Origin of the sequence: Sphingomonas astragali (genome assembly GCF_051400615.1) — a bacterium.
Taxonomy (GTDB): Bacteria; Pseudomonadota; Alphaproteobacteria; order Sphingomonadales; family Sphingomonadaceae; genus Sphingomonas.
In genome coordinates, this window is sequence record NZ_JBLFFH010000002.1 from 606,762 (window position 1) to 628,169 (window position 21,408).

Consider the following 21,408-nt stretch of genomic DNA (forward strand, 5'->3'; position numbering starts at 1 on the left):
CCATGCACATCAAGGAAGAAACCGCCGAGCGGCATACGCTCGCCGTGATCGTCGACAACGAGCCGGGCATCCTCGCCCGGATCGCCGGCCTGTTCACGGCGCGCGGCTATAATATCGAAAGCCTGACGGTGTCGGAGATCAGCGTTGACGATCTCATCAGCCGCATCACCATCGTCACCTCGGCGTCGGCGCCGGTGATGGAGCAGATCATCGCCCAGCTCGAGCGGCTGGTGCCGGTGCACAAGGTGACGGACCTGACGGCGCTCGGCCCCCACGTCGAGCGCGAGCTGGCGCTGGTCAAGGTGAAGGGCACGGGCGACCATCGGATCGAGGCGCTGCGCCTCGCCGAGGTCTATCGCGCCCGGGTGGTCGACGCGACCACCTCCAGCTTCGTGTTCGAGGTGACCGGCGCGATCGAGAAGATCGACAAGTTCGTCGAGCTGATGGATGAGCTCGGCCTGGTCGAGGTCGCCCGCACCGGCATCGTCGCCATCGCCAGGGGGGCGGAGGCGGCTTAGCGAAATTCCCCTCTCCTCTTCGGGAGAGGGAGGGGCCCGTCGCACAGCGATGGGAGGGTGAGGGTCCCTGCCCTCTCGGCCCCACATCACCCTCACCAACTCCGACTGGCCAGCAAGCTGGCAAGTCTCCGTATCCTCTCCCGCCGGGAGAGGAGCAGAAGGGGAATTGAAGAAATGCGTGTCTATTACGATCGCGACGCCGACCTGAACCTGATTACGGCCAAGAAGATCGCCATCCTCGGCTACGGCAGCCAGGGCCATGCCCATGCGCAGAACCTGCGCGATTCGGGGGTGAAGGAGGTCGCGATCGCCCTTCGTCCCGGTTCGGCCAGCGCCAAGAAGGCCGAGGACGCCGGCTTCGAGGTGATGGCGAACGCCGATGCGGCCAAATGGGCCGACATCCTGATGGTGCTCGCGCCGGACGAGCATCAGGCCGCGATCTACGCCGCCGACCTGCACGACAATCTCCGTCCCGGCGCGGCCATCGCCTTCGCGCACGGCCTCAACGTCCACTTCGGCCTGATCGAGCCGCGCGCCGACATCGACGTGATCATGATCGCGCCCAAGGGGCCCGGCCACACCGTGCGCAGCGAGTATCTGCGCGGCGGCGGCGTGCCCTGCCTCGTCGCCATCCACCAGGACGCCTCGGGCAACGCGCACGACGTCGCGCTCGCCTATGCCTCGGGCGTCGGCGGCGGCCGCTCGGGCATCATCGAGACCAACTTCCGCGAGGAGTGCGAGACCGACCTGTTCGGCGAGCAGGTCGTGCTGTGCGGCGGCCTCACCCACCTGATCCAGGCCGGGTTCGAGACGCTGGTCGAGGCCGGCTACGCCCCCGAGATGGCCTATTTCGAGTGCCTCCACGAGGTGAAGCTGATCGTCGACCTGATGTACGAGGGCGGCATCGCCAACATGCGCTACTCGATCTCGAACACCGCCGAATACGGCGACATCACCACCGGTCCCCGCATCATCACCGAGGAGACCAAGCGGGAGATGAAGCGCGTGCTCGCCGACATCCAGGGCGGACGGTTCGTCAGGAACTTCGTGCTCGACAACCGGGCCGGCCAGCCAGAGCTCAAGGCCGCGCGCAAGCAGGCCGCCGCGCATCCGATCGAGAAGATCGGCGCCGAACTTCGCGCGATGATGCCGTGGATCGGCGCCAACAAGCTGGTCGACAAGGACAGGAACTGACGATCGGCGTCGTCAAGCTGCCAATCGTCATCCCGGCTTTCGCCGGGATGACGATTGTGGTTGATTACCCCTTCATCGAGGGAGTCGTCTCATGCGCCGCATCCTGCTTGCCGTCACCGCAGTTATCGCGTTCACCGCGCCGATCATCGCCCAGCAGGGGATGCAGGCGCCGGGTTCCAGGAACCCCGCCGCGATTACCGGCGGCACCTATCAGGCCGATCCCGGCCATACGTTGGTGCGCTGGCAGGTCGACCATCTCGGCTTCTCGCCCTATTTCGGCATCTTCGGCAGCGTCACCGGCACGCTGACGCTCGATCCCAAGAACCTCGGCGCGGCCAAGGTCGACGTGACCATCCCCGTCGCCAAGGTGACGACCGCGAGCGAGGGGCTGACCGCGCACCTGCTGCGCCCGGGCAAGGACGGCGGCAAGCCCGACTTCTTCGGCTCCAATCCCGCCGACGCGCGCTTCGTCTCGACCAACGTGACGGTCAACGGCCAATCGGCGACGATCACCGGCAACCTGACGCTCAACGGCGTCACCAAGCCGGTGACGCTCGCCGCCGAATTCTACGGTGCGGGCAAGATGCCGGCGCAGATGGGCGGCAAGGAGAACGTCGGCTTCACCGCGACCGGCACGATCAAGCGCAGCGATTTCGGCGTAACGATGGGTATCCCGCTCGTCTCGGACGAAGTGAAACTCGACATCGCCGCCGCTTTCGAGAAATAGAAGGACGAGCGGGGGAAGGCCGCCCTGACCTCGGCCGTCGTCCCGGCTTTCGCCGGGATGACGGCAATTGGCGCTGGACAGCTTCCCTCGGCTATGGCTAACGCAGTCGGCATGACGCAGGCGCTTCGCCTCTCGCTGCTTCTTCGACTTACGCGCCCTTAGGCGCGATCCTCGCCGCGCGCCCGTAGGCGCCGCGACCCGCCTAAGGGCCAGATCGACCCGACCGCCAACCGCGAAGCCCGCGAGACGACCCATGCTGCGCAATCCCGAGACCAAATACCGCCCCTTCCCCACCATCGACCTGCCCGACCGGCGTTGGCCGAGCCAGGTGATCACCAAGCCGCCGCGCTGGCTCTCCACCGACATGCGCGACGGCAACCAGGCGCTGATCGACCCGATGGACGCGGAGAAGAAGACCCGCTTCTTCGATCTGCTGGTCAAGGTCGGCGTCAAGGAGATCGAGGTCGGCTTCCCCGCCGCCGGCGCGACCGAGTTCGACTTCATCTCCAGCCTCGTCCGCTCGGACCGCATCCCCGAGGACGTGACGATCCAGGTGCTGACGCAATCGCGCCGCGACCTGATCGAGACCAGCTTCAGGAGCCTGGAGGGCGCGCGGACCGCGATCGTGCACCTCTACAACGCTATCTCGCCGTCGTGGCGGCGCATCGTGTTCGGCATGAGCCGCGAGGAGATCAGGCAGATCGCGGTCGAAGGCGTGAAGGTGCTGCGCGATCAGGCGGCGGCCTATCCGGGGACCGACTGGCGGTTCGAATACAGTCCCGAGACCTTCTCCACCGCCGAGCTCGATTTCAGCCTGGAGGTGTGCGAGGCGGTGATGGACGTGCTGCGTCCGACGCCCGAGAGGCCGCTGATCCTCAACCTGCCGGCGACGGTCGAGTGCGCGACGCCCAACGTCTACGCCGACCAGGTCGAGTGGTTCTGCCGCAACATCCGCGACCGCGAGAACGTGGTGCTCTCGCTGCACACCCACAACGACCGCGGCACCGGCGTCGCCGCGACCGAGCTGGGGCTGATGGCCGGCGCCGACCGCGTCGAGGGCTGCCTGTTCGGCAACGGCGAGCGCACCGGCAACGTCGACCTGGTGACGGTCGCGCTCAACATGTACACCCAGGGGATCGACCCCGGCCTCGACTTCTCCGACATCGACGAGGTCATCAAGACGGTCGAATATTGCAACAATATTCCCGTCCATCCGCGCCATCCTTACGCGGGCGACCTCGTCTTCACCGCTTTCTCGGGCTCGCACCAGGACGCGATCAAGAAGGGCTTCGCGGCGCAGGCGACGCGCAACGACGGCGTCTGGGACGTCCCCTATCTGCCGATCGATCCCAAGGACCTCGGCCGCGACTATGAAGCGGTGATCCGCGTCAACTCGCAGTCGGGCAAGGGCGGCGTCGCCTGGGTGCTGGAGCAGGACAAGGGCCTCAAGCTTCCCAAGCGGCTCCAGGCCGATTTCAGCCGGCACGTCCAGGCCTTCGCCGACCGGACCAGCCGCGAGCTCGACGCCGCCGACATCTGGCGGCTGTTCCGCGACACCTATCTGCCGGCCGACAACGATCGTATCGCCCTCACCGACTATGAGGAGAGCGGCCAGCCCGGCGACCGGCTCTTCGTGGGCCGGGTACGGGTCGACGGCGCCGAGCGCTCGATCTCCGGCCGCGGCAACGGCCTGATCTCGGGCGTGGTCGCGGCGCTGGCGGAGGCGACCGGGCAGGCGCTGGAGGTGGTCGACTACAACGAGCACGCGATCGGCCACGGGACGGACGTGCAGGCGGCCGCCTATCTCGAATGCCGCACGCCCGACGGCCGCACCGTCTGGGGCATCGGCATCGACAGCGACGTCGCCACCGCCTCGGTCCGCGCGGTGATCGGCGCGGCGAATGCCGTGGGCTGACTCCATGCGCTGACGGATCAGTCCGGCGGCACCTCGATTACGCAAGAACGCATCATGTGCGGGGATGACGGAGGAGAGAACGGGTCACCGAACTAATCGAATCGTTTAGTGACGGCACGGGCCATTGCTGAAAGACTCCTGCGCGAAATCCCAACGCGCGCAGGAGAAGTTCAGATGTTGGATCCAGCAGGCGGTTCGAGCAGCGTCTCCGCAACCCAAGCACAGCAACTCGCGCCTACCCAAAGCCCCAGCCGCGATCCCCAGGTCGAACAGGCCGTCCAGGAGACTGCGCGCTTCGCCCAGGAATATCACGGCGATCCGGCCTATGTGATCCAGCAGACGATGGCCGACCCCGGCCTCAGCCAGGCGCAGAAGGACGAATATATCGCGCGCGTGGTCGATCTCGCGAGCGGCTCCGACCCGGGTTTCCGTACCCAGATGGGCGGTCTCGACGATCGCGCCCGGGGCGAGCTGGTGACCGCGATGGAGCAGATCGGCGTCGCCTATACCGATCCCGCCACGCCGCAGCTGCGCGACCAGGTGACCGCGGCGATGGGCCGCAACATCGATTCGGGTCGACTCAATGCCGACCAGATCTATTCGCTGGTCGATCCGTCGCGCAATCCGGCCTCGGACGGCGTGCGCCAGCTGCTCACCACCGCCACCGACGGCGCGGTGCTGCAGCAGGTCGCCTATGACCTGCGCACCGACGCGGGCCGCAACGGCTACGACATCAACACGCAGGAGGGGATGCGCGGCGTCCAGGCGCTGACCGCCGCCGCCGACATCGCGGGCATGGCCGCCCAGCACGGCTATGTGGCGGCCGCCAACGGCGTCATCGCCCATATCGCCGACCAGCCCAATCCGGGAGAGCTGATCCAGCTGATGGACCGGCTGCCGATGAACGCTTACGGCAACCCGCCGTCGGGCCGCGGCGGCTTCGACGCGGTCGCCTCCGCGCTCGCCGGCACCAACAACAATTACGCGCAGGCCAAGTTCGACAAGGTCTTCAGCGCGATGGTCGACCTGAGCGGCGAGTCGAGCGCGTTCGACCGCTCGGCGGGGCTCAACGATCTCGGCGCCTATTTCAACCGCCACGTCGGCCGGCTGAACCAGGAGACGACCTGGGCCGGCGGCTGGAACGACCGCGGCGAGGACGCCAAGCCGCCGACGGCCTATCACTCGCTCACCGAGCGTTTCATGCGCAACGTGATGCTCAACGGCGAGTTCGACGGCCGCGCCGCGACCCAGCAGGCGGTCGCCGACGAGATGGCGCGGCTCGGCAACATCGTCGGCGCGGGGCCGGGAGCTGGCGCGCCCAACGGGGCGCAGCGCGCCGATGCGGCACGGCAGTTCGGCACGCTGGTGGGCTCGATGCAGGGCGCTGCGGCGGATTACGTCAAGCATACCCGCGACAGCGCCGACCAGCAGATCGAATCGATCCGCACGATCACCGACCTGCTCACCGACCAGGTGCTCGGCAAGACCGGCCCGCTCGGCGAGGCGCTCGGCGGCCAGCTCGTCGATTCCTTCTGGGACTATCTCGGCGGCCGGGCGGAGGCCGGGGCGGAGGACGACGTCAACGCCGCGCTGGGACAGCTCAACGATGTCGGCGAGGCGATCGATCAGGCGATGACCCAGTCGCTCCGCACCAACTATCCGCCGGAGACCGCGAACCAGACCGGCGTCGATTCGCCTCTCATCGTTTCCGCCTATGAGCAGGCGGTGACGACGCACCGCGCCAACCCGGAGTGACGATGCGGGAGGCGCGCCCATCGAGGAGCGCCTCCATTCCCTCTCCCGCAGGGACTAAGCGCCCCGGCGATGCCGGGAAGCCAATCTCCGTATCTATCCCTCCAGGGAGAAGAAGGAAGATGGCCGCCCGCCCCTAAGCACCACGCGTGTCGATCCTGAACCTCGCCTGCCAGTCGGGTTCAGCGCGGCCTCAGCCGGCCTGCCCTATTCGTCGGCGAGTGCGAAGACTCGCAGGAGAATGGGACATGACCCTGAAGACCTTGCTGCTCGGCCTGACCGCCGCCGCGGCGATCGCGGTTCCCGGAATCGCGTCGGCGCAATCCTATGACCATGGCCGCGGCTATTACGGGCGCGGCTATCACGACGGCTATCGCTATGACGGGCGCCGCGACTACCGCCACCGCGATCGCTGGGACCGGTGGGACCGCTACCGCTACGAGCAGCGCCGCCGCTGGGAGCGGGAACGGCGGCACTATCGCCACTATCGTCATCACGACCGCGACGGGTGGCGCGACTATCGCTGATCCACTCCGATAGGGCTCGGGGCCGGTCGTCGCATGACGATCGGCTCCGTCGGCGTCAGTCGCCAGCCCCCATCAGCGCCAGCACTTCCTTGCGGCTGCGATCGTCCTCGCGGAACACGCCCATCATCCGGCTGGTGACCATCGCCACCCCCGGCGTGCGCACGCCGCGCGCGGTCATGCAGGCGTGGCTCGCCTCGATCACCACCGCGACGCCGCGCGGCTTCAGCCCTTCCCAGATGCAGTCGGCGACCTCGGCGGTCAGCCGCTCCTGCACCTGCAGCCGTCGCGCGAAGCCGTGCAGCACGCGCGCGAGCTTGGAAATGCCGACGACATGGTCCCGCGGCAGATAGGCGATGTGCGCCTTGCCGATGATCGGCGCCATATGGTGCTCGCAGTGCGACTGGAACGGGATGTCCTTGAGCAGCACGATCTCGTCATAGCCGCCGACTTCCTCGAACACGCGGGAAAGATGCTGCGCAGGGTCCTCGCCATAGCCCTGGCAATATTCCTTCCACGCGCGCGCGACGCGCTTCGGCGTGTCGAGCAATCCCTCCCGACTCGGATCGTCGCCGGCCCAGCGGATCAGCGTCCGCACCGCCTCGGCAACCTCGTCGGGCACCGGAATCTTCGGCGCGGAGGCAACCAGGTCGCCATCGTCGGGTTCGTGATCGTGCATGGTAATTCTCGCCTCCTCGGCCCTGGCCGCCGGTTTTCCCTTACGGCAACTGCGGATTTCCAAATATCGGTCTTGTATTGAAACTGTTTCACCTTGGCCACAGCCCGGAAAAACCGCAGAAATCCGAGCCGGAATGCGATTGACGCCTGAGAATCGCGAGCGTTAGTTTCTCCGGTATGGTTTTCCAACCCTGCCAGCCGGCTCGAGACCGGCGGAGGGACCATAGAGGGGATGCTCATGAAGAAGTTCGAGCTGCTCACGGCTTCGGCGCTGGCATTGATCGCGGCCACGCCCGCTTTCGCCCAGGATGCCGCCGTCACGCAAGGGTCGCCGAGCGCGACGACGCAGACGGCGGACGAGGATCAGGGCGGCGTCGCCGACATCGTCATCACCGCACAGCGCCAGTCCGAACGGCTTCAGGACGTGCCGATCGCGGTGTCGGCCTTCACTGCCGAGAACATGCAGCAGCAGCAGATCGTCAATCCCACGGCGCTGCAGCAGACGCTGCCCAACATCACCTATACCAAGACCAACTTCACCAGCTCGAGCTTCACCATCCGCGGCATCGGCGACCTGTGCGTCGGCGTCACCTGCGACAGCGCGACCGCGATCCACGTCAACGACATGCCGCTGCTCGGCAGCCGCCTGTTCGAGAGCGAGTTCTACGATCTCGAGCGGGTCGAGGTGCTGCGCGGGCCGCAGGGCACGCTGTTCGGCCGCAACGCGACCTCGGGCGTGGTCAACTTCATCACCGCCAAGCCCGACCTCACGGGTATCCATGCCGCCGGCGAGTTCGAATACGGCAACTACGACTCCAAGCAGGCGAAGGCGATGCTGAACGTGCCGCTGGCGAGCACGCTCGGCGTCCGCGTCGCCGGCATGTGGCTCAATCGCGACGGCTATACGGAGAACCTCCACACCGGCAACGACATCGACGGGCGCGACCTGTGGTCGGTGCGCGGCACCATCTCGTGGGAGCCCGATCCCAATACCCGGCTCGACCTGATCGGCTATTATTTCCACGAGAAGGACGACCGCTCGCGCATCCAGAAACAGCTCTGCCACCGCGATCCGACCGGCGTGCTCGGCTGCCTGCCCGACCGCCTGGCCAACGAAACCACCAACGGCAACTCGCTGCTCAACACGATCTTCACCTCGCAGGAAGTGATCAACCTCAACTTCGGGGCGGCGGCGGCGCTGTTCCGGCCGCTCGCGACCGGCAGCCTCTACAGCCCTAACGACGCCTATGCCGGCGTGATCAACCCAAGCGACATGCGCACGGTCGACATCGATTTCGAGCCGACCTATTTCGCCAAGGAACAGCAATACACCGCCAAGTTCTTCCACGATTTCGGCTCGGTCTCGCTCAACGTGACCGGCGGCTATATGGAGAACGAGGTCCGCTCGCGCACCGACTACAACCTGGCGATCAGCAGCTTCTCGCCCACGGCGCTGGCGGCGCTGAACGCCTATGGGACGACGCCGGTCACGCCGTTCCAGCCGATCTTCCAGGCGATCCGCAACACGCTGATCCCCAACGGTCCGACCGGCGGACTGTGCCAGTCGGCGCCGGACCCGAACAATCTCGGCGTGTTCGGCGGGGCGTCGATCGGCTGCTACCCGACCAGCCTCGATTTCGACGAGTCCAGCCAGAAGGTGAAGCAGTATAGCGTCGAGGCGCACGTCGACAGCCACTTTGACGGGATGTTCAATTTCCTGCTGGGCGGCATCTATTTCGACAGCAAAACCTATAACAACAGCTATTACGTCAACAGCTTCGGCCTGGATTATGCGGCAGCGATCCTCGGCGCCGGGGAGACGATCGCTCATTGGGCGGCCGGCGATACCACCTATCCGGCGGTCTACCGCGCCTCGCCCTTCTTCCGGAACAACACCGACTACTTCCACCTGAAGTCGTGGGGCGTGTTCGGCGAGACCTATTTCGAGTTCAACGACAAGCTGAAACTGACGCTGGGCCTGCGCTACAACCATGACGAGAAATATGTGCGGGCGCGCAGCAGCCTGCTCTCGGACGCGATGGGCGACGGGGTGTTCATCCCCTACGGCAGCGATTCCTTCGACGATGCGATCGATCCGTTCGATTTCGACGCGAACACGCCGGGCGCGCAGGACTTCGCGGTCAACCGGGTCAAGTTCAACCGCCTGACCGGCCGCGCGGTGCTCGACTATCGCATCACGCCCGACAACCTGCTCTACGCATCCTATTCGCGCGGCTACAAGTCGGGCGGCATCAACCCGCCGCTGTCGCCGTCGTTCGCGGTGCCGATCACGTTCGAGCCGGAAAAGGTCGACGCGTTCGAGATCGGGTCGAAGAACACCTTCGGCAACGGCAAGCTCCGGCTCAACGTCACCGGCTTCTACTACAAGTACAACAGCCTGCAGCTCAGCCGCATCGTCTCGCGTACCGCGGTCAACGACAACGTCAACGCCGACATCTACGGCGTCGAGGCGGAGGCGATCATCAGCCCGGTCCGCAAGTTCGTGGTCAACGCGAACTTCAGCTACCTGCGCTCGAAGGTGTCGAGCGACAAGTTCATCGCCGATCCGCGCGACCCGTCGGGCGGCCGATCGGACGCGGTCATCATCAAGGACATCTCGAACGCCGCGAACTGCGCGATCGTATCCAACACGGGCAGTGCCGTTGCGGTGAACACCTTTGTCACGGCGATCAATTCCAGCCTGGGCCTGCGCGCACCGACGCCGGTGCCCGGCACCAACACCACCGGCGCGTTCAGCGTCTGCTCGGCGTTGGAGGCGGCGGCCGCCAATCCGCCCTCCGCGCTGCGCGCACTGTTCGGCGTGCCGACCGGTGCGCTGCCCTTCACCATGCTCGGCAGCGGCGTCGAGGTGAACATCCGCGGCAACAAGCTGCCCGGCGCACCGACCTACAAGGCATCGGTGGGAGCGCAATACACCATCGACTTCGCCAACGGCATGACGCTGGTGCCGCGCGCCGACCTCAACTTCACGGGCAACAGCTATGCCAGCGTGTTCAACCGTCAGATGGACCGGCTGCCCGCCTATGAGGTGATCAACGCGCAGATCACGCTCAACAGCGCCGACGACCGCTGGTACCTGCGCGGCTTCGTGCAGAACCTGACCAACAACAATGCCATCACCGGCCAGTACACCGGCGACCAGGCGTCGGGGCTCTATACGAACGTCTTCACGATCGAGCCGCGGCGCTACGGCGCCGCGCTGGGCTTCCGGTTCTGATCGGCGGAGGGGCGCGCCGGGTGCCCGCCCCTCCCCCCGCAACGCCGTTTCCATGCAGTCGATCGCACCGAATGGACGCTTCGCCGCACCGGGGCAGGCGAGTGTGCCAAAAACGCTTCACAAGCGCGGCCGCGTCCGCTGGAAGTCCCCTGGCGGCACAGGCCATGGGACGCTGGTGAAGAAACAGGCTCCAAATACATGGATACCCTCACAAGACGCGTGCATCGGGCGAAAATCCGCAATACATCGTGCGGAGCGACAACGGCGGGAGGCACCGCCAGGCCGTCGGCGCTTATCAAGGAATGAACGCGGGGGTAGGCCCCTCGCGATGAGTGGGAGAAGACAATGGCAAAGGAAGCCACCAAGAAATCCGGCGGCGCCCGTGGGGGGATCACCGCGCCGGTGACTCCGTCCCCGGAGCTCGCCGCGATCGTCGGCAACGGCCCGCTGCCGCGCAGCGAGATCGTCAGCAAGATCTGGGATCACATCAAGAAGAACAATCTCCAGAACCCGGCGAACAAGCGCGAGATCCTGGCCGACGACAAGCTGAAGAAGATCTTCGGCAAGGACAAGGCCACGATGTTCGAGATGAACAAGCACATCAGCGGCCACGTCAAGGCGTGACCTCCAAGCGCCCGGCGGCGACATGCCTCGCCGCCGGGCCGCCTGGCCGGGCGTATAGCGCCCGGAGATCGAGGGCACCGGATCGTGTTCGCCCTCTCTCGTCATCCCGGCGAAGGCCGGGATCTCCATCATCCGGCGAACGCCTCGCGGCGCGAGATCCCGGCCTTCGCCGGGATGACGGTGGGACGTTGCAGGTTCCAGCCATATCTTAGCCCCTCCCCTTCCAGGGAGGAGTTGGGGGTGGGGCGTATCAGTCTCGCCGGGACCAATCGTCCGCGGACAGGCCCCACCCCAACCCCTCCCCTGGGAGGGGCTCAGAAGGCCGCGCAGCTCATCCGATGTCCCAAAGCCAAGTCCGGCCATCTCAACAGCTTGCAGCCGCCCCGCGCTCCGCCTAGTAAACGGTGATCGTCAGACGCAGCGTGCGCCGGGCGGCAAAGATTCCAACCTCCCGCAGGAGAGACCTCCGATGGCCACCAATCCGGCCGCCCAGCTTCCGTTGTTCTACAACGACCTTCAGCCGCTCTCGAGCCAGACCCACGCCGACTGGCGCGTGCGCTCGACCAATGCCGCGCCGTTCCTCGCCGCCCAGCACGCCGTGCCGCTGACGGTCGAGGAATTCCCGCTGGTCCAGCGCCGTATGCCGATCGTGTTCTCGGTCGGCGACGATCCGATCCCGCTCGCGCTGATGGGCCTCAACGAGGGCGTCAACGTCTTCATCGACAGCGAGGGCAAGCTGCGCGACCAGGAGACCTATATCCCGGCCTATATCCGCCGCTATCCCTACATGCTGGCGCGCCTCAGACCCGATGCGGACGAGCTGTCGCTGTGCTTCGACCCGTCGTCCGACACCATCGGCGCGTTCGAGGAGGGCGAGAAGCTGTTCGAGAACGGCGAGCCCACCGAAGTCACCAAGGCGATCCTGGGCTTCGCCGAGCAGTTCGAGCAGGCCGGCCAGCGCACGTCGCAGTTCATGGCCGAACTCAAGCAGCTCGAGCTGCTGATCGACGGCGAGGTCCAGATCCAGCCCGACGGCGCGGCGCAGCCGTTCATCTACCGCGGCTTCCAGATGGTCGACGAGAAGAAGCTGACGGAGCTGCGCGGCGACCAGCTGCGCAAGATGGTGCAGTCGGGCATGTTGCCGCTGGTCTATGCCCATCTCTTCTCGCTGAGCCTGATGCGCGACCTGTTCGCCAAACAGGCGCAGCAGGGCAGCGCGCCGGTGCCCGCGTCGACGATCGAGGCGGCACCCGCGGGCGCCGCCTGACGCGGAACCGTCATAGAGCCCGGTTAGGGCAACCTGCAAAGGGGGAAAGCGCCGGACGCGAGTAGCGGCCGGCGCTTTTTTGTGTGGTGGGACGCGGATCGTTGCCGGCGCCGCTTTCGCCGGGCGATTTGATCCGGATCGGTTCCAGGTTCCGCCTAGGACCGCCCTGCTCGGATCGAGGCGGTACGAGTGCTCCTGCGCAGGCAGGAGCACAGGCCTCAAGCGACACACCCTAATCCAGGGCTCCTGCCTGCGCAGGAGCACGTTTCTACTCAGGTAAACAAATCCTAACGCGACAGCTCGTCGATCTCGCGTTCGATGACGGCGGTAATGTAACGGCCGAGCGGCTCCGTCTTCATGTCGGGATGAACGACCATGCGCGCCATTACGCCGAAGCCCTGCGCCAGGATGAAGTCGATCAACGTCGCGCATTTGTCGGTCCGCTCCTTGGCCGGAACGAGCGCGGCGAGCGCGGCCGACAGATTCTTGCGGATACGCGCATCGATCGTGCGGAGGATCGCCGCAACGCGCTCGTTGCGACCGGCTTCGGCCAGAATCTCGGTCATCATCCGGCATTTCTCGGCCGTGTCGTCGACCGAACCGAACTGCTTGATCCAGCAGCGGATCGCAGGAAGGTCGCCCTCGGCAACCGCAGCGACGAGCACATCCTCCTCGATCCATTCCGCGACGCCTTCCTCGCAAATGGCGGCGATCACGTCCTCCTTGCTCTGGAAGTCGCGGTAGATCTGGCCGACCTTGATCCCCGAGGCCGCGGCGATCTGCGCGACGCCGGTGCGGTGGAAACCATACTCGATGAAAAGCGTCCGTGCCGTCTCGATCACATGCCGGCGCCGCAGGTCGGCCCGGCTCGCACGCGTCGCATTCTCGACGAGCGCCGTCTCCATCTGTATCTTCCCCTCCGGCTTGACAACGACCCGGTCGGCGGACTAGGCGGCGCCGACATACAAGTGAATGATCGTTCACATATAATCACAGCCCGCAGGTAAGTCCATGAAAAATATCGCTTCAGCGATCGGAATCACGTTGCTGCTCGCGGGTTGCGGTGGTGCACCGCAGCAACCGCCGCCGGGTCCGCCCCAGGTCGGATTCGTGACGGTGCGCGAGGAGCCGGTGACGCTCAGCACCGAGCTGCCGGGCCGCACCAGCGCCTATGAGACCTCGGACGTGCGTCCGCAGGTCAACGGCATCGTCCTCGCCCGCCTGTTCGAGGAGGGCGATTATGTGCGCGCGGGGCAGCCGCTCTACCGCATCGACCCCAAGCCCTATGAGGCGCAGGTCGCCAACGCGCGCGCCGCCGTCGCCCGCGCGCGCGCGGCGATCGCTTCGTCGCAGGCGCTCGCGCGGCGCTACGGCGAGCTGGTCAAGATCAACGCCATCTCGCGGCAGGATGCGGAGAACGCGATCACCAGCGCCCAGCAGGCCCAGGCCGATGTCGCGGCGCAGCAGGCGGCGTTGCGCAGCGCCGAGATCGACCTCGGCCGCACCACCATCCGCGCGCCGATCTCCGGCCGGATCGGCCGCTCCGCCTTCACCACCGGCGCGCTGGTCTCGGCAGCGCAAGCCGACGCGCTCGCCGTCATCCAGCGGCTCGATCCGATCTACGTGGACATCCAGCAGTCGAGCGCCGACGTGCTGCGGTTGCGCCAGCAGATCATGTCGGGCGAGCTCGCCTCCGGCGGCGACGCGCGCGTGCGGCTGAGGCTCGAGGACGGCTCGACCTATCCGATCGAGGGCAGGCTCAAGTTCACCGACGTGACGGTCGATCCCACGACCGGCAGCCAGGTGATCCGCGCGGTCTTCCCCAACCCGCGCGGGCTGCTGCTGCCGGGCATGTACGCCCGCGCCGAGCTGGTGCAGGGCGTCAAGTCGAACGCGATGCTGGTGCCGCAGCGCGGCGTGACGCGCGACGAGAAGGGAAATGCCACCGCGCTGGTGGTCGGCGCCGACGGCAAGCTCCAGCCGCGGACGATCACCGCGCCGCGCACGATCGGCCAGGATTGGCTGGTCACCGCGGGCCTCAAGCCGGGCGACCGCGTGGTCGTCGAGGGCGCGCAGAACCTGCAGCCCGGCACGCCGGTCAAGGCCGTTCCCTTCAGGGAGAACGCCGGCAACCAGGGGCCGGGCGGCCAGCAGCCGCAGGCGAACCAGGGCAATCAGCCGCAGGGCAACAATCAGCCGCAGAGCAATGAGTCTCGGGGCGGTCAGTCGCAGGGCAACCAGGCGCAGGCGAAGTAACCGGTCATGTCACGCTATTTCATCGACCGGCCCATCTTCGCATGGGTCATCGCGATCATCCTGATGCTGGGCGGCGCGCTCGCGCTGCGCAGCCTGCCGATCGAGCAGTTCCCGACGATCGCCCCGCCGGCGGTGACGATCACCGCCACCTATCCCGGGGCCGACGCGGAGACGCTCGAGCGGACGACGACGCAGATCATCGAGCAGCAGCTCAAGGGCATCGACCATCTGCGCTATTTCTCGTCGTCGTCCTCGTCGGCGGGCACGGTGACGATCACGCTCACCTTCGAGCAGGGCACCAACCCGGACATCGCCCAGGTCCAGGTGCAGAACAAGCTGCAGGCGGCGACCTCGCTGCTGCCGCAGGAGGTGCAGCGTCAGGGCATCCAGGTGACGAAATCGTCCGCCGCCTTCCTGCTGATCGTCGGCCTCTATTCCGCCGACGATTCGCATAGCGCGACCGACCTCGCCGACTATATCGTCTCGCGCCTGCAGGACCCGATCAGCCGCGTGAACGGCGTCGGCCAGCTCCAGGTGTTCGGCAGCCAATATGCGATGCGCATCTGGGTCGATCCGATCAAGCTGTCGAACTACGGCCTGACCATCGCCGACGTCAGCAACGCGGTGCAGGCGCAGAACGCGCAGGTTTCCGCCGGCCAGATCGGCCAGCTGCCCGCGCCCAAGGAGCAGATGCTGAACGCCACCGTCTCGGTGCAGTCGCGCCTGCAGACGCCCGAGGAGTTCGGCGGTATCCGCCTCAGGACCACGACCGACGGTGCGGTGGTGCGGCTGCGCGACGTCGCCCGCACCGAGCTCGGCGCGGAGATGTACGGCTTCGATCCCAAGTTCAACGGGCATCCGGCATCGGGCTTCGCGGTCATGCTGGCGCCGGGCGCCAACGCGCTCTCCACCGTCAATGCGGTGAAGGCCGAGGTCGAGCAGATCGCCAAGCAGTTCCCGTCGGACATCAAGGTGGTCTACCCGCTCGACAGCACGCCGTTCATCCGGCTGTCGATCGAGCAGGTGGTCGAGACGCTGGCCGAGGCGGTGGTCCTCGTCTTCCTCGTCATGTTCCTGTTCCTGCAGAACTGGCGGGCGACGCTGATCCCGACGATCGCGGTGCCGGTGGTGCTGCTCGGCACCTTCGCGGTGCTGGCGATCGCGGGCTATACGATCAACACGCTGACGCTGTTCGGCACCGTGCTCGCGATCGGCCTGCTCGTCGACGACGCGATCGTGGTGGTCGAGAACGTCGAGCGCCTGATCCAGGAGGAAGGGCTCAGTCCCAAGGACGCCGCGCGCAAGTCGATGGACGAGATCACCGGCGCGCTGATCGGCATCGCCGCGGTGCTCTCCGCCGTGTTCCTGCCGATGGCGTTCTTCGGCGGCTCAACCGGCGTGATCTACCGCCAGTTCTCGATCACCATCGTCTCGGCGATGGTGCTGTCGGTGATGGTCGCGCTGATCCTGACGCCGGCGCTGTGCGCCACCCTCCTGAAACCGCACGATCCGACAAAGCACGAGGGCAAGGGCCCCCTCGCCCGCTTCTTCCGCTGGTTCAACGACTGGTTCGACCGCGGCCGGAACAAATACGACAAGGGCGTGCGCAGCACCACGCGCAGCTGGAAGCGCTCGGCGCTGGTCTACCTGCTGATCGTGGTGGGCATGGGCACGCTGTTCTACCGGTTGCCGACCGGCTTCCTGCCGGACGAGGACCAGGGCAACATCTTCGCGATCGTCCAGGGGCCATCGGGCGCGACGCTGCCGCGCACCGAGAAGGCGCTCGACCTGGTGCGCAACCACTTCCTCAACGACGAGAAGGCGAACGTCGAGGGCATCTTCACGCTCGCCGGCTTCTCCTTCGCGGGGCAGGGCCAGAACGCCGGCATCGCCTTCGTCCAGCTCAAGCCGTGGGAGGACCGCAAGGGCGCGCAGAACACCGCGCAGGCGATCGCCGGGCGCGCGATGGGGCCGTTCATGCAGTATCATGACGCGATGATCTTCGCGCTGACGCCGCCCGCGGTGCAGGAGCTGGGCAACGCCACCGGCTTCGATCTGTGGCTCACCGACCGTTCGAACCTGGGTCACCCCCAGCTCACCCAGACGCGCAACATGATGCTCGGCATGTCGATGCAGGAGAAGCGCGTGGCGCAGGTGCGCCCGATGAGCCTCGACGACGCGCCGTCGCTCAAGGTCAACGTCGACCAGGACAAGGCGGGCGCTCTCGGCCTCGATCTCGGCGCGATCAACACCACGATCGCGACCGCCTGGGGCGGCGCCTATGTCAACGACTTCATCGACCGCGGCCGCGTGAAGCGCGTCTATCTCCAGGCGGACGAGCCCTATCGGCAGGCGCCCGAGAGCCTCAACGACTTCTACGTGCGGGGCGCGACCGGGACGATGGCGCCGTTCACCGCCTTCTCCAACCTGTCGTGGACGCAGGCGCCGGTGCAGCTCACCCGCTACAACGGCCAGCCCGCGCTCCAGCTCCAGGGCGGCGCCGCGCCCGGCGTCAGCACCGGCGACGCGATGACGGCGATGGAGGCGATCCACGCCAAGCTGCCGCCCGGCACCGCGCTCGACTGGACCGGCCTTTCCTACGAGGAGCGGCTGTCGGGCAGCCAGGCGCCCGCGCTCTACGCGCTGTCGCTGCTGATCGTGTTCCTGTGCCTCGCCGCGCTCTACGAGAGCTGGTCGGTGCCGATCGCGGTCATGCTGGTGGTGCCGCTGGGCGTGCTCGGCGCGCTGCTCGCGGCGACGCTGACCGGGCTCAACAACGACATCTACCTGCAGGTCGGCCTGATCACGACGATCGGCGTCTCGGCCAAGAACGCGATCCTGATCGTCGAGTTCGCGGAGGAACGCGTACGCGCCGGCTGGACCGCGTTCGACGCGGCGATGGAGGCGGCGCGGCTGCGTCTCCGCCCGATCCTGATGACCAGCTTCGCCTTCGTGTTCGGCGTGCTGCCGCTCGCGATCACCACCGGCGCGGGCGCCGGCGGCCAGAACGCGATCGGCCGTGCGGTGGTCGGCGGCATGTTGTCGGCGACGGTGCTGGCGATCTTCTTCGTGCCGATGTTCTTCGTGGTGGTGAGCCGGATGTTCGGCCACGGCCAGGTGGACAGGCGGACCAGCCCGCCCGAAGGCGAGCCTCGGCCCAATGACGGCGGCGTCGCGCCGCAGGGAGCCTGATTGCAATGACCAAGCCGCTTCTCGCTCTCCTGATGGGCGCGACGATGCTCGCCGGATGCAATCTCGCGCCCAAATACGCCCGCCCCGCCAGCCCGGTGCCGCCGGCGCTGCCGGAGGGCGGCATCTACCCGTCCGCGGCGACCGACGCGCCGGACGTCACTGCGATCGGCTGGCGCGACTTCTTCGTCGATCCGCGGCTGCGCCAGGTGATCGAGACCGGGCTCGCCAACAACCGCGACCTCAGGGTGGCGGCGGCGAACGTGCTGCAGGCACGCGCGCAGCTGCGTACCCAACGGGCAGATCAGGTGCCGACAACCACGGTGACGGGCAGCGGCACCTATACGAACAACATCATGGGTGCGGGGGCTGGAGCGGGCGCTGGCGCCGGTACCGGCACGACCTCGCAGAATCTCGAATTCTACTCGCTCAATGCCGGCTTCTCCTCCTTCGAGCTCGACCTGTTCGGCCGCATCCGCAACCTGACGCGCGCGGCGCAGGAGCAGGTCTTCGCCAGCGAGGAGGCGCAGCGCTCGACGCGGATCAGCCTGATCGCCGAGATCGCCACCGCCTGGCTGACGCTGGCGTCGGACCAGGAGCAGCTCCGCCTCTCGCGCGACACGCTGCGCACCTTCGAGGACACGCTGCGCCTCACCCGTGAGCAGTTCCGCGTCGGCGTCGGCTCAGAGCTCGAGGTGCGGCAGGCGGAGACCAACTACCAGTCCGCGCGCAACGACATCGCGACGCTGGAGACCCGCATCGCGCAGGACCAGAACGCGCTCAACCTGCTGGTCGGCACCACCGTGCCCGCGGAGCAGCTCCCGCCCGGCCTCGGCGCCGATCCGGTCACCCGCGATGCATTGCCCGCCAATCTGTCGTCCGAAGTGCTGCTCCGCCGACCCGACGTGCTCCGGGCCGAGCATCTGCTGATCGCCGAGAACGCCAACATCGGCGCCGCGCGCGCGGCCTTCTTCCCGACCATCTCGCTGACCACGACGATCGGCACGATCGGCACCGCGCTGTCGAACCTCTTCACCAGCGGCAGCTACACCTACAATGCGGCGCCGAGCGTGTCGCTGCCGCTGTTCGATGGCGACCGGCGCGCGGGCAACCTCGACTATGCCAAGGCGTCGCAGCAGGTGGCGGTGGCGACCTACGAGAAGGCGATCCAGACCGCCTTCCGCGAGGTCGCCGACGCGCTCGCCCAGCGCGGCAGGATCGGCGAGCAGCTCTCGGCGCAGAGCGCGCGGGTCGAGGCGGCGCAGGTCGCCGCACGGCTGTCCGACGCGCGGTTCCGGGCAGGGGTGGATTCGTTCCTCACCACCCTCGACGCGCAGCGCACCGCCTATGGGGCCCAGCAGCAGCTCGTGACGACGCGGTTCACCCAGGCAAGCAACCTGGTCGAACTGTATCGCTCGCTGGGCGGCGGGCTGAACTGAGCGCGACAGCGGCCGCACAAAGCCTGCTCCCCTACCCACCGTCGTCATCCCGGCGAAAGCCGGGATGACGGCAGAGAGCTTCTTCTGATTTCGCCGAGGCCGGTCTAGGCTCCCGCGCGTGACCTTCTTCGAGAGCCTCCTTGCGCTGATGCTGGTGGCGGTCCTGCTGCTGCAGGTCTCGCGCAGGCTCGGGCTCCCCTACCCCACCCTGCTTGCCGCCGCGGGAGTCGCGGTCGGCATGATCCCGGGCGCGCCGTCGATCCTGATCGCGCCGGAGACCGCGCTCGCACTGTTCCTCGCGCCGGTGCTGATCGACGCGGCCTACGACTATCCCATCGGCGCCGCGCGCAAGCTGCTGGCGCCGCTCGTCGTCTATGCCGTCGTCGCGGTGATCGTGACGGCGCTGGCGGTCGCCGGCATCGGGGTCGCGATGCTCGGCCTGCCGCTCGCCGCGGCGCTGACCTTGGGCGCGATCGTCGCCCCGCCCGACGCCGCCGCGGCGACGGCGATCCTCGTCAACCTGCCGGTCGCGCGCCGCATCGACGCGCTGCTGAAGGGCGAGAGCCTGTTCAACGACGCCACCGCGCTGCTGCTGTTCACCGCCGCGCTGACGGTGCAGCAGCGCGGCGGGCTCGACGCCGGCACGGCCGCGCAGCTTGCCCTCGCCGCGCCGGGCGGCATCCTGTTCGGCATCGCCTATGGCTGGCTGGTCTCGCGGCTCCAGCCGCTGGTCGGCAACACGGTCGGCGCGACATTGCTCCAGTTCGTCCACGCCTTCCTCACCTGGATCATCGCCGAGCATCTGCACCTGTCCGCGGTCCTCGCGGTGGTGGCGAGCGCGATGACCATCGCCTCCCGTGCCAGGACGAGCGATTCGCCGCGGATGCGCGTCCATTCCTTCGCCGTCTGGACGACCGTGGTGTTCCTGCTGAACGTCCTCGCCTTCCTGCTGATGGGCCTCCAGGCGCGGCGCATCGTGACCGCGATGGATGCCGCCGAGTTCGCCCGCGCCGCCTGGTTCGCGGGGGCAGTGGTCGTGGCGGTGATCGCGGTCAGGCTGGTGATCTCGTTCGGCTATCGTTGGGCCGTCGTCCCGCACCGCGGCGGCGAGGCACCTGAACGGCTTTCACGCGCCGAGACCTTCCTGCTCGGCTGGGCGGGAATGCGGGGCCTGGTCACGCTCGCCACCGCCTTCGCGCTTCCGCCGGATTTCCCCGAGCGCAACACCGTCGTCCTCGCCGCCTTTGCGGTCGTGCTGGCGACGCTGGTCGTGCAGGGAGCGACCCTCGCGCCCTTCATCCGCATCTTCGGCATCGGTCGCGCCGCCGAGGCCGAGAACGAAATCGTCGAGGCGCGCATCGCCCTTGCCGGCGCAGCGTTGGAACGCCTCGACGGCGAACCCGGTGAGGAAGCCGAGCAGCTGCGCCGCACCTACATGCAATTCCGCGACGGCAGGCGCAGCTCGCCGGCGCTCGATCGCCGCCGCGGCCTCGCGCTCGCGGCGGTGCTCGCGCAGCGCGAGCGGCTCGACGGCCTGCGCGCCGAGAACCGTATCGGCGCCGACGCCTATCTCCAGCTTCAGGAGGAGCTCGACTGGAAGCAGCTCTCCGTCGTCAGCGACGCCGAGCGGCGCATCGCCGAGAGCTGACGGTCGGGCACCGAATCGCGGGCCAAATGCTGACATAGGTTGCATCCGCCGCAGATCGCCGCGCGCAACGCACCGTTCGTCGTTCTCGGGATGACCGGCGGGTCCACGGCGAGTTCCTCTCGCGCGCAGGGGGTGACCTCGCGTGCCGGTCCTCCGGGCCGGACGCGCACAAAGGGATGTGACATATGCGTTTCCGATCCATCATGCTGGCGGGCCTAGCCGCAATGACGCTCGCGGCCTGCGCCAAGGAGGAAGAAATCGCCTCCGCACCGCCGCCTCCGCCCGGAGCGGTTCCGGGCAGCACCGCCGCGGACCGCGACGGCGACGGCATCGTCGACGGCTATTACACCGCCGACGGCATCTATCATCCCAACGCCGCGCCTGCCCTGCCGCCACCGCCGCCGGCGCCGACCCGCCTGGGAGAACGGGGCTGATCACA

16 protein-coding genes are annotated in these 21,408 nt (G+C 67.4%); 14 read left to right on the plus strand and 2 right to left on the minus strand.

Annotated features, from left to right (window positions below; translation table 11 throughout):
- Positions 1-2 precede the first annotated feature (2 nt).
- The 6 genes from ilvN (at position 3) to ACMGER_RS11185 (ending at position 6,633) form a co-directional block, all read left to right on the plus strand.
- A complete protein-coding gene (ilvN, locus tag ACMGER_RS11160) occupies positions 3-518 on the plus strand; it encodes an acetolactate synthase small subunit (RefSeq protein ID WP_436812216.1) in 516 nt (171 codons plus the stop codon).
- Between the two features lie 174 nt (positions 519-692).
- Positions 693-1,712 carry a ketol-acid reductoisomerase gene (gene ilvC, locus ACMGER_RS11165; protein WP_436812217.1) on the plus strand — a complete coding sequence of 340 codons (1,020 nt, stop codon included), beginning with the start codon at positions 693-695 and terminating at the stop codon, positions 1,710-1,712.
- Between the two features lie 91 nt (positions 1,713-1,803).
- Entirely contained in the window at positions 1,804-2,439 is a 636-nt protein-coding gene (locus ACMGER_RS11170) for a YceI family protein (RefSeq protein ID WP_436812218.1), read from the plus strand.
- Positions 2,440-2,692: 253 nt separating this feature from the next.
- On the plus strand, positions 2,693-4,354 hold the full coding sequence (gene leuA / locus ACMGER_RS11175; protein WP_436812219.1) for a 2-isopropylmalate synthase: 1,662 nt from the start codon (positions 2,693-2,695) through the stop codon (positions 4,352-4,354).
- A gap of 174 nt (positions 4,355-4,528) precedes the next feature.
- The gene (locus tag ACMGER_RS11180) at positions 4,529-6,109 is read left to right on the plus strand and encodes a hypothetical protein (protein WP_436812220.1); all 1,581 of its coding nucleotides are present in this window, start codon (positions 4,529-4,531) and stop codon (positions 6,107-6,109) included.
- A gap of 245 nt (positions 6,110-6,354) precedes the next feature.
- Positions 6,355-6,633, plus strand: a complete 279-nt coding sequence (locus tag ACMGER_RS11185) for a hypothetical protein (protein WP_436812221.1) — start codon at positions 6,355-6,357, stop codon at positions 6,631-6,633.
- 55 nt (positions 6,634-6,688) lie between these two features.
- Here the strand turns inward: ACMGER_RS11185 and folE are convergent, their stop codons facing one another.
- Positions 6,689-7,309, minus strand: a complete 621-nt coding sequence (folE, locus tag ACMGER_RS11190) for a GTP cyclohydrolase I FolE (RefSeq protein WP_436812222.1) — start codon at positions 7,307-7,309, stop codon at positions 6,689-6,691.
- A gap of 237 nt (positions 7,310-7,546) precedes the next feature.
- Here folE and ACMGER_RS11195 point away from each other — a divergent pair, with 237 nt between their 5' ends.
- From ACMGER_RS11195 to ACMGER_RS11205, 3 genes are all read left to right on the plus strand, one after another.
- Positions 7,547-10,546: a TonB-dependent receptor domain-containing protein gene (locus ACMGER_RS11195; RefSeq protein WP_436812223.1), complete on the plus strand. Its 3,000-nt coding sequence runs from the start codon at positions 7,547-7,549 to the stop codon at positions 10,544-10,546.
- Between the two features lie 345 nt (positions 10,547-10,891).
- Positions 10,892-11,170, plus strand: a complete 279-nt coding sequence (locus ACMGER_RS11200) for an SWIB/MDM2 domain-containing protein (RefSeq protein ID WP_436812224.1) — start codon at positions 10,892-10,894, stop codon at positions 11,168-11,170.
- A 469-nt stretch (positions 11,171-11,639) separates the two neighbouring features.
- A complete protein-coding gene (locus ACMGER_RS11205; protein ID WP_436812225.1) occupies positions 11,640-12,437 on the plus strand; it encodes a SapC family protein in 798 nt (265 codons plus the stop codon).
- 287 nt (positions 12,438-12,724) lie between these two features.
- On the opposite strand, the gene ACMGER_RS11210 is transcribed toward ACMGER_RS11205, so the two are convergent.
- The gene (locus tag ACMGER_RS11210; protein WP_436812226.1) at positions 12,725-13,342 is read right to left on the minus strand and encodes a TetR/AcrR family transcriptional regulator; all 618 of its coding nucleotides are present in this window, start codon (positions 13,340-13,342) and stop codon (positions 12,725-12,727) included.
- A gap of 106 nt (positions 13,343-13,448) precedes the next feature.
- Here ACMGER_RS11210 and ACMGER_RS11215 point away from each other — a divergent pair, with 106 nt between their 5' ends.
- The 5 genes from ACMGER_RS11215 (at position 13,449) to ACMGER_RS11235 (ending at position 21,403) form a co-directional block, all read left to right on the plus strand.
- Positions 13,449-14,693, plus strand: a complete 1,245-nt coding sequence (locus ACMGER_RS11215) for an efflux RND transporter periplasmic adaptor subunit (RefSeq protein WP_436812227.1) — start codon at positions 13,449-13,451, stop codon at positions 14,691-14,693.
- A gap of 6 nt (positions 14,694-14,699) precedes the next feature.
- On the plus strand, positions 14,700-17,885 hold the full coding sequence (locus ACMGER_RS11220) for an efflux RND transporter permease subunit (RefSeq protein WP_436812228.1): 3,186 nt from the start codon (positions 14,700-14,702) through the stop codon (positions 17,883-17,885).
- Positions 17,886-17,890: 5 nt separating this feature from the next.
- Positions 17,891-19,321 carry an efflux transporter outer membrane subunit gene (locus tag ACMGER_RS11225; protein ID WP_436812229.1) on the plus strand — a complete coding sequence of 477 codons (1,431 nt, stop codon included), beginning with the start codon at positions 17,891-17,893 and terminating at the stop codon, positions 19,319-19,321.
- A gap of 118 nt (positions 19,322-19,439) precedes the next feature.
- A complete protein-coding gene (locus tag ACMGER_RS11230; protein WP_436812230.1) occupies positions 19,440-20,969 on the plus strand; it encodes a cation:proton antiporter in 1,530 nt (509 codons plus the stop codon).
- A 185-nt stretch (positions 20,970-21,154) separates the two neighbouring features.
- Entirely contained in the window at positions 21,155-21,403 is a 249-nt protein-coding gene (locus ACMGER_RS11235) for a hypothetical protein (RefSeq protein ID WP_436812231.1), read from the plus strand.
- Positions 21,404-21,408 lie beyond the last annotated feature (5 nt).

Coding starts and splice junctions, on each gene's coding strand:
- ilvN (WP_436812216.1), top strand. CDS start 3: ATGCACATCAAGGAAGAAACCGCCGAGCGGCATACGCTCGCCGTGATC.
- ilvC (WP_436812217.1), top strand. CDS start 693: ATGCGTGTCTATTACGATCGCGACGCCGACCTGAACCTGATTACGGCC.
- ACMGER_RS11170 (WP_436812218.1), top strand. CDS start 1,804: ATGCGCCGCATCCTGCTTGCCGTCACCGCAGTTATCGCGTTCACCGCG.
- leuA (WP_436812219.1), top strand. CDS start 2,693: ATGCTGCGCAATCCCGAGACCAAATACCGCCCCTTCCCCACCATCGAC.
- ACMGER_RS11180 (WP_436812220.1), top strand. CDS start 4,529: ATGTTGGATCCAGCAGGCGGTTCGAGCAGCGTCTCCGCAACCCAAGCA.
- ACMGER_RS11185 (WP_436812221.1), top strand. CDS start 6,355: ATGACCCTGAAGACCTTGCTGCTCGGCCTGACCGCCGCCGCGGCGATC.
- folE (WP_436812222.1), bottom strand. CDS start 7,309: ATGCACGATCACGAACCCGACGATGGCGACCTGGTTGCCTCCGCGCCG.
- ACMGER_RS11195 (WP_436812223.1), top strand. CDS start 7,547: ATGAAGAAGTTCGAGCTGCTCACGGCTTCGGCGCTGGCATTGATCGCG.
- ACMGER_RS11200 (WP_436812224.1), top strand. CDS start 10,892: ATGGCAAAGGAAGCCACCAAGAAATCCGGCGGCGCCCGTGGGGGGATC.
- ACMGER_RS11205 (WP_436812225.1), top strand. CDS start 11,640: ATGGCCACCAATCCGGCCGCCCAGCTTCCGTTGTTCTACAACGACCTT.
- ACMGER_RS11210 (WP_436812226.1), bottom strand. CDS start 13,342: ATGGAGACGGCGCTCGTCGAGAATGCGACGCGTGCGAGCCGGGCCGAC.
- ACMGER_RS11215 (WP_436812227.1), top strand. CDS start 13,449: ATGAAAAATATCGCTTCAGCGATCGGAATCACGTTGCTGCTCGCGGGT.
- ACMGER_RS11220 (WP_436812228.1), top strand. CDS start 14,700: ATGTCACGCTATTTCATCGACCGGCCCATCTTCGCATGGGTCATCGCG.
- ACMGER_RS11225 (WP_436812229.1), top strand. CDS start 17,891: ATGACCAAGCCGCTTCTCGCTCTCCTGATGGGCGCGACGATGCTCGCC.
- ACMGER_RS11235 (WP_436812231.1), top strand. CDS start 21,155: ATGCGTTTCCGATCCATCATGCTGGCGGGCCTAGCCGCAATGACGCTC.